Here is a 12,944-nt window from a genome sequence, read left to right on the forward strand (position 1 = left end):
CCGCAAGCTGACAGCGAGCCAGCCGTTGCATCAAGAGGTCATGCGTAGCGCTCTGCCACCGGACCCACACGGATGGCTCGATGCCCATTTGCGCTGCCGCTTGCTCGTCGACGGCTATCGGTGCATCCTTGTGATTAGCCTGGCCGTGCAGTGCGGGCGAGATCACGCCGTCACGGCCACTAGTGAGGTCTTGTTCGATGGACTGCTCGGGCTGCGGTTTCGAGATTGAGGGCGGTTACGCCTTCTGTCCGAGGTGTGGCAGGCGCCAGCCCGTGGCATGCGCCAGTTGCGGCTACACCTGCGCACCTGATTTCGAGTTCTGTCCGAAATGTGGGGCAAGCGTCGGTGCGCCCGCAAAAGCCGTCGAACGGCCTGCTCCGGCACCAAGCCGGACCATTGTGCCGCCTTCTCGAACTCCGTCGCTGCTTCCGAACATCGAAAGCGAAGAGGGGCTGCATCCCGTCTCCGACGCCGATCGCCGGACCGTAACGGTCCTGTTCGCCGACCTTTGCGGCTTCACGACACTCAGTGAGCAGCTCGACCCCGAGGTCATGCAAGCGCTGCAGAATAAACTGTTCAAGGAATTGACGGCGGCCGTGCGAAACTTTGGTGGTTTCGTCGACAAATTCATCGGCGATGCACTGCTCGCTTTGTTCGGTGCGCCGGTCGCGCATGAGGACGATCCGGAACGTGCGCTTCGCGCCGCTCTCGACATGATCGCCCGGACGGCGCGGCTCGGCGAAAGCACCCCCCACTCCGGCTCGCCTCTGTTACTCCACATCGGCATAAACACTGGTCCGGTCGTTACTGGCGGATTGGGCATCGGCACCGCCAGATCCTATTCGGTGACCGGCGACACAGTGAATACGGCGCAACGCCTGCAATCGCTGGCCGCACCGGGTGAGGTGCTGGTAGGCGAGCTCACTCACAGGCTGACCCGGCATGCCTTCTCTTATGAGTCGCTCGGTGATGTCGTGTTTCGCGGCAAAGCTGGCAGCGTGCTCGTCCATCGACTGGACGCACCGTTAGCGGTGCCGCGTGCAGCGCGCGGGCTCGAGGCGCTCGGCCTCAGTGCGCCGCTAATTGGTCGTGGTGCGGAGCTCAATAGAATGCTGGCGAGCCTTGACCAGGCGTGCGGCGGCTCGGCCCAACTTGTCCGCCTCGTCGGAGAAGCCGGCATCGGGAAATCGCGGCTGGTGAAGGAGTTCGTCGCCCGCGTCGGCGACGAGGATCGTTTTCGCAACGTCGCCGTGCGGCAGGCCACGTGCTCACCGCTGGGTGAACAATCTTTTGGCGCCTTGGGCGCCGTGGTGCGCAGCGCTGCCGGGATGATGCAAAACGACAATGGGGACGAAATGCGGGGGAAGCTCGCAGGCTTGCTTGCCGATCTCGGCCTGCAGGGCGAGGAGGCGAAGCGGCTGATGCCTTTGCTCTATCATGTGCTCGGCCTTGGCGACCCCGATGCCACCTTGCAGCATGTCGAGCCTGAGCAGTTGCGGCGGCAAATTCTCTACGCAGTCCGCACAATCATCGAACGGCGGCTTGCGTTGTCGCCGCTGTTGATCGTCGTCGAAGACCTGCACTGGGCCGACGCCGTGTCGCTCGAGGCACTACGTTTCGTGATGGACAGGTTAGAACGCACGCGGTTGATGTTGCTGGTTACGCATCGTCCGGCGCCGGACAACGACCAGCTCGACTCAAGTCGGGTCAGTCACACAGCGCTCAGGCTTCCGCCGCTCAATAGTGATGACGGACGCAGGCTGCTCGCGGCGCTTTTCGGCGAGAGCTGGGTAAACTCCGCAGGAGGGCTTCTCGATCAGATCCTCGAGCGCGCGGGCGGCAACCCCCTTTTTGTAGAGGAGATCGTTCGCGGCCTTATCGATCGCGGTGTACTGATGCGAGAGGGCCAGCGATGGCGGACTGTGGCCGGCGAAGTCGCAACCGGCATCCCCGCCACTATCCAGGCGATGTTGCTTGCCCGCGTCGACCGGCTGCCCCCAGAGGTGCGCCGGTTGGCCCAGGAGGCTGCGGTAATCGGCCCGCGCTTCGACGCCACACTTCTGAAATCCGTGACAGCCGACCCCGGCCGGCTTGAAGCCGGCTGCGAACTGCTTTGCGATGCGGAAATCATCGAGGAAGTTGCCGGATCAGGCTCGGTCTCGTCGCAAAGCTACCGCTTTACGCAAACATTGCTGCAGGACGTGATCTACCAGAATCTGCTCCTGCAACGCCGGACCGACATCCACGGGCGGGTCGGTGCTGCCTTGGAGCAACTGTGCGGCGACAAGCCGGAACGGCTCGAGGATTTGACCGTGCTCGGTCATCATTTCGCACAGAGCGCCGAGCGGGAGAAGGGCGCGCATTACCTGCAGGCGGCAGGCGATCGCGCTCGCATGATATACGCCAACGACGACGCCCTTCGTTTCTACGAGCGAGCACTGACAGCATTGGAAGCGATCGGGCAAACACCGCTCAAACTGGCAATTGCAGAGCGCATTGCCGATTTGAGCGGCCCGGCAGGCCGCCGCGAGGTCGCGCACCACCACTACGAGACGGTGTTGCAGGCATACCGCGAATCGGCCAATCGCGTCGCCTCGGCGCGAGTTTTGCGTAAGATCGGTCGGCTGCTCTGGGACGTCGGCAAGCGGGACAAGGCAGAACCCTGCTATGCTGAGGCGGCAGCGCTCCTCGATGGGGCGGATGCCCCGATCGAGCAGGCGCATCTGTGGCAAGAACGTGGCCGACAGGCGTTCCGTAGCGGAGATCACGCTCTCGCGGCAAAATGGGCAGACGCGGCGCTGGATTGCGTACGCAATCTGACAACGGAGCATGTCTCCGAGGTTGGGTGTGATGCCACTCTTGTGACCGCCGAGGCACTCAATACCAAGGCTGTCGCGCTGGCTCGCCTCGGGCGAAACCGTGAGGCCGTGCGTCAGATTGAGCGTAGCATTGAATTGGCCGAAGCCGCCGGTCTGCTGGGCGCGGCTTGCCGCGGCTACACCAATCTCGGCGTGCTATACACGACCATCGATCCGGCACAGGCGATGGAGGTCTGTCGGCGCGGTCTTGAAGTGGCGCGCCGTATTGGTGATTTGGGTTTCCAGGCGCGCCTCCTCGCCAATCTGGCGGTCGCTTGTTGTACTTTCACGGATCGCTGTCCAACGGAGGGCGTGCCTGCTGCCGAGAAGGCCATCGAGATCGACCGGGCGCTCGACCAGCGCGAGCACCTGCCGGTGCCGTTGATCGTGCTTGGGCAGATCCATCAGTGCAACGGCCGTCCGGACCTGGCCGTTGGTTTGTTCCACGAAGCACTGGACGTAGCCCGCGAAACGGGCGAACCCCAACTGCTGTTTCCGTGCTATGATGGTCTTGCAACGCTTAATCTCGACCTCGACAATCTGGCCGAGGCCGAACGCTACTTTTCCCTGGCGCAGGGTATATGCGCCCAGCACGGGCTCGACCCGGAAGCGCTCGTGGTGCTGCCTTTTCTCGACTAGCCGGGGTTGGAGGTTGGAAATGTCCGCGCGTAGTGACTTGGTGCCGCTTCAACCGGGCGACCGTGCGCCGAACGTGGTACTCGACGCCATTACCCAGGAAGGCAAGATCGCGCTTGACGACTTTCGCGGACAAAAACCGGTGCTGGTCGGCCTGTTTCGAGGTCTGCATTGTGCGTTTTGCCGGCGCCATATCGCCGCCCAGGCGCGGCTTGATCCGGAGCTGCGCGAAAAGGGCGTGGAGAGCCTGACGGTGGTCAACACGCCGATCGAACGGGCGCGTCTCTATTTCCGCTACCATCCGATGCCGAATCTGCTTGCGGCCTCCGACCCTGAACGCGCTTCACATCGTGCTTTTGGACTGCCCAATCTCGAATTCACCCAAAACGAGACGAACTGGCCGTACAAGGTCTCGATGGCAGCGGCAAAGGATATGCGGGTCGACATACCAGGCGAGTTGCCCGGTCCTATGGATCCTCTTGAGGCCAGCGAAATCCTCAACAAGAAGGACCATTACGAACTGACCGAAGCCGACGAGCAGATGATAGCAACGGGACACGGACAATTGATCGGTCAGTTCCTGCTGGACCGGCAGGGGATCGTCCGCTGGAGCTTCACGGAGGTTCCAGAGGGCGGGCGATACATGTTTGGGGCGCCAAGCCCGCAGGAGCTGATGTCAGCCGTGTCCCAAGTCGCCCAATAGACTTGCGAACGAGGTAAGCGGAACGGGACGCTGAACAAAACGCGGAACCAACTTGTTACAAATCTAGACACTGACAAGTTCACGGTTCATGCGAGCACGGCCTCGACAACCGCAACAAAGTCATCGAGCGAACGATCCCCACGAATCTCGATGCGCGGAAGGTCGATGGGATCGCAATCGAGGTCCGCCGGCCCGTGTCTGCCGCCGAAGCCGATTCGATAGCCGCACTCCTTGGCCAGCCTGCCAAGCCGTCGGTCGGTGACTGAGAAGGGTGCCGCGAACGCCGCGGTTGGCCGACCGGTCCACCGTTCGATGAACATACGAGAGCGCAGAAGCTCGGCGGCCAAGTCAGAGCTCGACAGACCATCGATCGCGCGATGCGTCGCCAGATGGCTTCCGAAGAAGGCGCCTTCGCCGGCGAGGCGTCGCACCGTCCCGGCGTCCATAAGCGGCGTCGGCGGGCCGCTGTAGGCGTCCCACTGTGCACTTTCACCCACCAAGTCCGTCACCAGGAACACTTCCGCGGTCAGGTCGTTCGCGCGCAGGATCGGCCAGGCATGGTCGGCAAAGTTCTGGAAGCCGTCATCGAAGGTGATGAGCACTGGGCGGCCAACGAAAGGCTGACGGTTGGCGATGAACCATTCCAGCTGCTCGGAGCTAATCGCGTGAAAGCCATTGGCGCGCAGCCATGTCATTTGGCTGGCGAATGCGGCGGGCGTGAGCCGAAAACGGGCGAGCGCGGCCGGACATTCATCGGAGACGCTGTGATACATGAGAACAGGGATACGCTGCCGCCGCTCGCTACGTGCGACGTCGCGGCGCAAGGCCCGCGCCCCGCCCCAGACGATTTTTCGCGCGACCCCCATATCGATGCGCGCGCGGATTGGCACATGATCAATGACTTGTTCCGTCGCCACGTCGCCTGGTGACAGGCGGCGGAAGCGGTCTATGCGATAGAGCTCGGTCTGGATCGATTGCTCGAGGACAAGACCTGCGGTCCCTGCCAGCGTCTCCGAGATCGCTTGTGCACCGAATGTGTTCCAGTCGAAGCCCGTCCTCTCAGGATTGTCACGTAGCACGAATGCGTGTGCGCTGATGAAGCTGCCGCCAGGCGCCAATGCCTCAACGACTTTCTTGGCGAAGCGTTGCAACTCGGCGAGATCATCCAGGTAGTAGAGCACTTCCGAACAGAAGATCAGATCCATCTCACCCGGTAGCGTATCGGCCATGAAATCCAGTACGCCGAATTCAACATTCGGCTGATCGCCGCATCGCGCGCGCGCCCGCTCGATGGCTATGGCGGAGATGTCAGTTGCGGTCAAATGGCTCACGCGCGGCGCCAGTTGCCGCGTGAAGTGGCCTTCCGCACAGGCCAGCTCAAGCGCCCGTCCAATGTGACCGGCAGGCAGAATTTCGAGCTGCCGCTCATATTTCTCCTGCTCATAGGACGAACCGTAATTCCAGGGATCCTCGGTCGCGAAATAGCCATTCCAGAACGACGTGCGATCCTTGTCGTGCCTGGCCCGTGCGCGGCGCAGCGCCGGGGGAGGCTCCGCAGGTTCGGCGCTCGACCGAACCAGCTCCCGCGCTTCCTCGGCGAATTGGGCGAGTTTGCCGAAGTGACTGTCCGGATCGGACCGGCCTTCAAGCCGCTCAGGGGGCACGACATTCAGGATCAATTCGATCCAATAATCCCTTGTCACTGTCCCAAGTACGCCGAATTGCACGACAGCCTCGATCTGGCCATCCATCATCAGGTAGGCATAGATTTGATCGATTCCTTGCGGAAGTTCGACCGTGGTCGGATTTCGCGCGTCGACACGAATTCCAAGTGTCCGCGCCAGCCTGCGCGGCGCGGCGAGATCGTCGACGTCGAGCAGCATTTGCTCAAGATGGTACTGGACGCGGCGAGCCGCGTCGGGATTGTTCCAGACCTTGCCGAGTTCGATGATCAACTCGGTGAGGGAGCCGCCGAACCTGTCCCACCTGGCAGCCAATTGCGCTGGCACCGACAGGCTTCCGACCGCTAGGCCATCGAAGATCACCTTGGCGATCTCTCGCGCCCATTTGCGTCCTGGCGGGAGGGCGCGCAGGGACTGCGGGTTGATCGAGCGCGAGCCGCTGCCGCAATCCGACGCGGCGTTCCACAACGCGAACCACGCGAGTGCCTCGGAGGCGGTGCCGCCGTTCGCCTCGATCGCTCCATTGGCGTGAGCCGACGCCGGGTGTTTGACCCTAGGATCGGCGGAAAAGCCGTGGGCGATCACGATTTCAGCATCTGCCAGCATCTGCGTCGAATTGCGGCTGAGCGCGTTGGGGCTGGTCCGATAGAAAGCGAGCGGCTCATCGACCATCACCCAATTTTTGCCCAGACGTGCGAGGCGCTGCCACAGGTCCCAGTCCTCGCAGGTGCGCAGCGACACATCGAAACCGCCCAATTCGACAATTGTCTCCCGGTCGACCAGCAGCGCGTGAATGGCGATGGCACGTCTGCGGGCGAATGTCTCGAAGGGCTGAATCGCAACCTCCGTTGCGATGCACGACGGGGTGAGTTCGCCATCGGGCATCTCGCGCCGGCAACCGCAATAGGCGGCCACTGCATCGGGAACGGATTTCAGTGCGGCCAGCATTTTTGCGAGGAAGCTGGCATCCACCCAACCGTCGGCATCCAGAAACATGAGCCAGCGGCCGCGCGCTGTCGAAATCCCGCTATTGCGCGCGCCGGCGGCGCTATACGCGCAAGACCTCAACGTCCGAAATCGGGCATCGTGCTCTACATAACCGGCGATGATCGAGGGGGTGCGGTCCATGGAGGCGTCGTCGACGATGATCGCCTCCCAATCCACTATTTCCTGATCGAGAAGGCAATCGAGTGCGCGCGCGAGCGTTACCTCCGCGTTGTGCGCAGGAACCACGATTGAAACCAAGGGATCATGCGCCACGCCGTCTTACCCGCGCCCGGTTCGAAGGCAAAACAAGATGCGTTGATCTTTCTCGGCGTAGGTCGTCACAATCCACGCCGATCAGTCCGTCGACCCATCGTCCATCACCACTATATCCAGTATCTGGTAGGTCTGCCGGCGGATGCCGGCAAGCATTGCGCCGACGGTTTGCTCGGCATTGAGCATCGGTACCACACCGCCTTGCGGTAGCATCCTGGATCATCGAGCTTTCGTTTTCTTCGGCAAGAGTCGGCGAATGTCAAAACCAGATAATGGCATCGGCTGGCAGCACTGCCCTGTCAAGATAAGGGCGAATTAGAGGCGGGCAAAAAAGACTTGAACACAGGCTGAATGGCAGCGCGCATGCCCGACGGCTTGGAGCTGAGGTCGATGCGCCAGGGCATCTCCGCTCTCGCATTTCATCTGCAAAAAGATGATCCCAGGCGAAGACGCGAGCGCAAGCTGATCCGGATTCGAGGCGCGTATCGAAATCTACCCGACTGGGGACACACGAACCGACTTGAGCCGAGAAGATTCCGGCTTGCGGGTCGGCTATTTTGCTGACATGTTTATCAGTTTCTAAATTAGCGCTGTGGCAATGTCAAAAGAAGGGGCATGGGATGGCCAAGGAATCTTCGAGTACCGCTTCTTCGGCAAATAAGGCGGACGCAAATCTGACAAGTAATGCAGACGGAAGCGGGCTGACCTTCATGGCGGGCCAGGCTCGCGAGAGCGGGCCCCCCGGCGACGCTGTAGGTGTCGACAAGATACGTGATCTGCTGTTCGGCAACCAGATGCAGGACTATGACCGCCGCTTCTCCAAGCTTGAAGAACGGGTCTTGCAGCGCTTCAAGGATGTCGAATCCGAGGCCAAGCGCAATCTTGAAATGTACGAGTCAAATGCAAAGAAGCAGATCGACTCGCTCGCGGCGCAATTGCGGAACGAAAAAGACGCGCGAGCCGACGCCGACAAGGAGATTGATCGGAATCTTCGCGAGCAAAATCAGGCGCTCGAAAAGCAGGTGCGCGCGTTGTCGGATCAGTTGAGCGAGCTTGAGCGGGAAGTTGCGGACCGGATAAATCGAAACGATCATTTGCTGCGTGAGGAAATCAAGCAAAAGAATGAAAGCATTCAGATGCTGATGGAGAAAATGTTTTCCGATCTTGGCAATGTCAAGACTGACCGAAATCTTTTGGCTGGCCTGTTTGTCGAGGTTGCAAAATGTCTAAATCAGGATCCCGTCGGCAGCAAGAACAACTCGGAGCGTACCTGGAAAGTGAGTTGATGGGAACTTGACGTCGACTGTCGACCCAATCAGCCTCCCTAAGAGAGCGGCTTCGAACGATACAGAGATTGATCGCGAGGCTCTGGCTCGCCTTTTGATCGAAATTGCCCGGAACGTTGATCCGGACTATCGTGCGCGTCTCGACGGAATCCCAACCGCCGATCCTCGCATGGAAACGCTTCGCCAGTTGCTGGTCGGCCGCGAAATTTCGGAGCTTTCACGAGTTACCCACCTGCTCGACGAACCTGAGCAGCTTGCGGCGGCAGTGGGGGGCGTCCTCCCCGGTGCAGCCGCACGCGCGTCTCATGCGCAACTCGGCGAGGCCCTTGCGCCAGTTGTCGAGAGGGCTGTGCAACGGTCCATCCAGAAAAGCCCGCGCACGCTGACGGATATATTATACCCGGTGTTTCTGCCGGCTATTCGCAAGTCGATCGGCGAAAAGATCGACCAAACCTTTCAGTCGCTGAATGAAACCTTAAGACATATATTTACTTGGCATGGGCTCAAGTGGAGATTTGAAGCTTGGAGAACGGGGGCAAGCTTCTCAGAAGTTGTTCTTAGGCATTCTCTTGTCTATCGTGTAGAACATGTCTTTCTCATTCACCGCAATTCCGGGCTTTTGATCAAGCATGTAACTGCCGAAAATGCAACCAGCGAAGATCCTCAACTGATTTCCTCGATGCTTAGTGCAATTCAGGATTTTGTAAAAGACTCATTTAACGAGAAAGAACAGAGCGGCCTGGACACTATCCGTTTCGGGGAGCTTCGTCTCTGGTCGGAAGTTGGGCCGTTTGCGACCTTGGTTGCGGTGATCCGGGGAAATCCGCCGGAGGAATTACATGAAATAATTCGCGATGTATTGCTTCGCATCCATGATGAATGCTCACAGGCCCTGGAGCAGTTTGACGGCGACAGTTCGCAGTTGGCCGGCGTCGAGACGCAGTTGCAGACCTGCGTTGATCTGAAGCAGGAAGAATCAAACCAGGGATTTCCGTGGCTGGTCCTGGCTGCAGTCCTGCTGGTTTTGATTCCCGCAGGCGGTTGGTTCTTTCTTTCCTGGCAATCCGGGCAGCGCTGGCAAGCGTATGTGTCGCGACTGGGGATCCAGCCGGGCATCATCGTTGCCGAACAAAAGGTGCGCGATGGCCAATTCTATATTACCGGCCTGAGAGACCCTCTTGCCGCCGACCCCCAGTCGCTGTTGGCCGGAACGCAGGTCGATCCCGCCCGCGTTCATTCACACTGGCAATTCTATCAGAGTCTTGATCCGGAGTTCGTGTTGAAGCGGCTGACGGCGTCGCTGGTTCCGCCGGATTCAGTACGACTTTCGATCGTCAATGATCGCATCGTTGCCGAGGGGGAGGCTCCCGACACCTGGATAGATCGGGCGCGCGCAGCAGCCCAACAACTTTCGGCAGGCGGACCGGAATTCGATATCTCCAGGGTTCGTGATGTGAGCCCCGAAGCACGAGCGGCGGAGCGCTGGCAGACTTATGTGTCGCGACTGGAGGCCCAGCCGGGTATTATCGTTGCCGAACAAAAGGTGCGCGATGGCCAATTCTATATTGCCGGCCTGAGAGACCCTCTTGCCGCCGACCCGCAGTCGCTGTTGGCCGGTACGCAGGTCGATCCCGCCCGCGTTCATTCGCAGTGGCAATTCTATCAGAGCCTTGAGCCGGAGTTCGTGCTGAAGCGGCTGACAGCGTCGCTCAACCCGCCGAAATCGGTTCGGCTTTCGATCGTCGAGGATCGCATCGTTGCCGAGGGTGAGGCTCCCGACACCTGGATAGATCGGGCGCGCGCAGCGGCCCGACAGCTTTCGGCAGGCGGACCGGAATTCGACATCTCCAAAGTTCGTGATGTGAGCCCCGAAGCACGCGCGGCGGAGCACTGGCAGACTTATGTGTCACGACTGGAGGCCCAAGCGGGAATCATCGTCGCCCAGCAAACGGCGAGGGGCGGACATTTCTATATTTCCGGCCTGAGAGACCCGCAGGCCGCCGACCCGCAGGTTCTGCTGTCCGGAACAGGGGTCGATCCTGCCCGCGTTCATTCGCAGTGGCAATTCTATCAAAGCCTTCATCCGAAGTTCGTGGTGAAGCGGCTGATGGCGTCGCTGACTCCGCCGGATTCAGTACGGCTTTCGATCATCAAGGATCGCATCGTTGCCCAGGGTGAGGCTCCTGCCGCCTGGATAGATCGGGCGCGGGTCGCCGCCCAACAGCTGTCCGCGGACGGACTCTCTCTAGAACTCTCCGAGCTGCGTGAGTTGACCCCTCCGGAACTGACTCATTTGAGGGAGGCTATTCAAACGGTCAACATTTTCTTCGATTCTGGCAAGGCTGTACCGGGACCAGAGCAACTGCCGGTTCTCGACAAATTGGCGAATCAGTTGAAGGAATTGGCCACGGACGCCCGCAAGGCAGGGCTAACAGCACAGTTCATGTTGACCGGCCATTCGGACGAGACGGGCCGTGAAACGGCCAAGTTGTCGATCAGCGCCGCGCGCGCGGAAACAGTTCGTGCGCTTCTCAAGAAGCGCGGCGTCGATCCGGAATTGCTCTTGGTTCGCGGCGCGGGCACCTTTGAGCCAGCGGAGACTGAAAATAGCCGAACCGGGAGCTCCGCGAACCGCAGAGTTTCGGTTACGGTAAACTTCCACTAGGGCGGAGCCCAGGATATTGCAAAAGAAGATCTGCATGTTGGGCGGGTTCGCTGTCGGAAAGACGAGTCTGGTTCGCAGGTTTGTGCAAAGCATCTTTTCAGAAACCTACTTGACCACGGTGGGAGTGAAAATCGACAAGAAGAGTGTCGCATTCCCGGACAAAACCGTGGATCTGATTTTGTGGGATTTGGCCGGCGAAGACGATATCGGTTCATTCCGCGTCAGCTATGTGCGAGGTGCGAGTGGGCTCGTGCTTGTCGTCGATGGAACACGCGCTGCTACTCTTGCCGTGGCGCTCACGTTGCGCGAGCGGGCCGAGGCTGAATTCGGCGCTATGCCGTTTGTATTGCTGTTCAACAAATCCGATCTGGCCGATCGGTGGGCAATATCGGATAGTGAAATTGACGAACTGAGGGAACTTGGATGGCAAATCTATCTAACAAGTGCGCTTTCGGGTGAACATGTTGATGACGCGTTTCGTCAACTTGCTTCGATGGTCAGCAAATAAACCATGCATGTCTTGCCAAGAGAAGTTAGAAGCTGGATTTACGATTTCTTCTACAACGAGCGCTCGGTCGCATATCTAAAAATCGACGCCCAGCTTTGCGTAGCTGCGAAGGGCGGTAACGTTAGACATTACGGACTCTCGTCAGTTCGCATAGGTAAGCCTGTTGCCGAGCAGCTTGAATTCATGGAAGGTTTGTTGCCCTGCCCGGAGCTTCCATTTGATATGGCCATGGTCGAACTGCCCGGCGGGCGTGTCGCGGACCTCCATCTTTTTGCTGACAATGCCTGCGTGTGGCTGCTCTTTCTTGACGCCGCTGCCGAACGCGACAATAGGCAGCGGCTTCAACAGAAGGCTTATGAAATGACGCTTCTGCAAGAGAGGGAGCGTCAACTCAACGAGAAATTACAATCGATGAACGAGGCGTTGAGGGCGAGCCAAGAGGGATTGTCGCGTGAATACCAACGCGCCGAAGCCCTACTCCTCAACATTCTTCCGGCGTCGATCGCGGAGCGCTTAAAAGCGGACGAACAAATTGCAGACAACCATGCTGACGTGAGTGTGCTTTTTGCCGACATCGTCGGTTTTACGGAAAGAGCGCGGAGCGTCGGAGCCGTAACGACGCTCGCTATTTTAAATTACTTCTTCAAGGCGGCGGATCTGCTCTCGGAGCAATACGGCTGCGAAAAGATCAAGACAATCGGCGATTGTGTGATGGTGGTCGCTGGCCTGCCCGCCGCGCGATCCGATCATGCGGAAGCCCTTGCGCACTATGCACTTGAACTGCGCAACGAGGTCAAGCGCGAACGCTTCGCAGGAGAACCGATAAGACTCAGAATTGGAATTCACTCGGGACCAATCGTGGCGGGCGTCATAGGCAAAAGGCGGTTTGCCTATGACCTATGGGGCGACACCGTTAATCTCGCCGCACGTATCCAAACGTCCGCGGAGCCCGATGAAATCCGTATTTCGGATGCAACTCATCAACTGCTTGGACCAAATTTTGCTTGCGACCCACTCGAGGAAACGGAATTGCGTGGTACAGGTCGTGTGCGAATGTGGCGGCTCCCGGCCTGATTTGCCGCATGGCAGCGCCGACCCGGAAGCGCATTGCATCTCTAGCAACACATGGTTTCCAATGTCCGCAGCGGTGCGCGAAGCAGTTGACCACCGAGCGACCGCCAAAGGTCTGTCCTGGTCAGCTCAGGAAATCAGTTCCTGAGGTTTAACGTCGATGCCCGGTTCATCGAACGGCCGGAGGCCTGGGCCGAGGAATGCCCTGTCCCCGCGGCCAAATAAACACCGCCAAGTACCCGGCGCAAGGTCCGGCTCGGAACGATGACGTCTTG

The 12,944-nt window shown here is 59.6% G+C and carries 8 protein-coding genes; 6 read left to right on the top strand and 2 right to left on the bottom strand.

The genetic code is table 11. The features are described from left to right. The first annotated feature begins 197 nt into the window (after window positions 1–197). Both NKJ72_RS03010 and NKJ72_RS03015 read left to right on the top strand, forming a co-directional pair. Window positions 198–3,497 (top strand): ATP-binding protein, encoded by a 3,300-nt coding sequence (locus NKJ72_RS03010; protein WP_352475791.1) that lies wholly within the window; start codon window positions 198–200, stop codon window positions 3,495–3,497. 19 nt (window positions 3,498–3,516) lie between these two features. Then, complete coding sequence (locus NKJ72_RS03015; protein ID WP_254818884.1) at window positions 3,517–4,197, top strand: redoxin domain-containing protein; 681 nt, start codon at window positions 3,517–3,519, stop codon at window positions 4,195–4,197. 86 nt (window positions 4,198–4,283) lie between these two features. Here NKJ72_RS03015 and NKJ72_RS03020 read toward each other — a convergent pair whose 3' ends face one another. Continuing rightward, window positions 4,284–7,139 carry a trifunctional glycosyltransferase/class I SAM-dependent methyltransferase/polysaccharide deacetylase gene (locus tag NKJ72_RS03020; RefSeq protein WP_352475792.1) on the bottom strand — a complete coding sequence of 952 codons (2,856 nt, stop codon included), beginning with the start codon at window positions 7,137–7,139 and terminating at the stop codon, window positions 4,284–4,286. Between the two features lie 81 nt (window positions 7,140–7,220). After that, window positions 7,221–7,325: a glycosyltransferase family A protein gene (locus tag NKJ72_RS03025; protein WP_352475793.1), complete on the bottom strand. Its 105-nt coding sequence runs from the start codon at window positions 7,323–7,325 to the stop codon at window positions 7,221–7,223. Between the two features lie 434 nt (window positions 7,326–7,759). Between NKJ72_RS03025 and NKJ72_RS03030 the strand changes: the two genes are divergently transcribed. From NKJ72_RS03030 to NKJ72_RS03045, 4 genes are all read left to right on the top strand, one after another. After that, a complete protein-coding gene (locus NKJ72_RS03030) occupies window positions 7,760–8,425 on the top strand; it encodes a hypothetical protein (protein WP_352475794.1) in 666 nt (221 codons plus the stop codon). A gap of 94 nt (window positions 8,426–8,519) precedes the next feature. Beyond that, window positions 8,520–11,090 (top strand): OmpA family protein, encoded by a 2,571-nt coding sequence (locus NKJ72_RS03035; protein WP_352475795.1) that lies wholly within the window; start codon window positions 8,520–8,522, stop codon window positions 11,088–11,090. A 16-nt stretch (window positions 11,091–11,106) separates the two neighbouring features. Further along, window positions 11,107–11,598, top strand: a complete 492-nt coding sequence (locus NKJ72_RS03040; protein ID WP_352475796.1) for a Rab family GTPase — start codon at window positions 11,107–11,109, stop codon at window positions 11,596–11,598. Window positions 11,599–11,601: 3 nt separating this feature from the next. Further along, on the top strand, window positions 11,602–12,672 hold the full coding sequence (locus tag NKJ72_RS03045; protein ID WP_352475797.1) for an adenylate/guanylate cyclase domain-containing protein: 1,071 nt from the start codon (window positions 11,602–11,604) through the stop codon (window positions 12,670–12,672). The last annotated feature ends 272 nt before the right edge of the window (window positions 12,673–12,944 follow it).

It is taken from the genome of Mesorhizobium sp. M0045, from assembly GCF_040323385.1.
Taxonomy (GTDB): Bacteria; Pseudomonadota; Alphaproteobacteria; order Rhizobiales; family Rhizobiaceae; genus Mesorhizobium.

What these genes read in the sequence shown, in the direction of transcription:
- NKJ72_RS03010 (WP_352475791.1), top strand. Translation starts at nt 198, where the DNA reads ATGGACTGCTCGGGCTGCGGTTTCGAGATTGAGGGCGGTTACGCCTTC.
- NKJ72_RS03015 (WP_254818884.1), top strand. Translation starts at nt 3,517, where the DNA reads ATGTCCGCGCGTAGTGACTTGGTGCCGCTTCAACCGGGCGACCGTGCG.
- NKJ72_RS03025 (WP_352475793.1), bottom strand. Translation starts at nt 7,325, where the DNA reads ATGCTCAATGCCGAGCAAACCGTCGGCGCAATGCTTGCCGGCATCCGC.
- NKJ72_RS03030 (WP_352475794.1), top strand. Translation starts at nt 7,760, where the DNA reads ATGGCCAAGGAATCTTCGAGTACCGCTTCTTCGGCAAATAAGGCGGAC.
- NKJ72_RS03045 (WP_352475797.1), top strand. Translation starts at nt 11,602, where the DNA reads ATGCATGTCTTGCCAAGAGAAGTTAGAAGCTGGATTTACGATTTCTTC.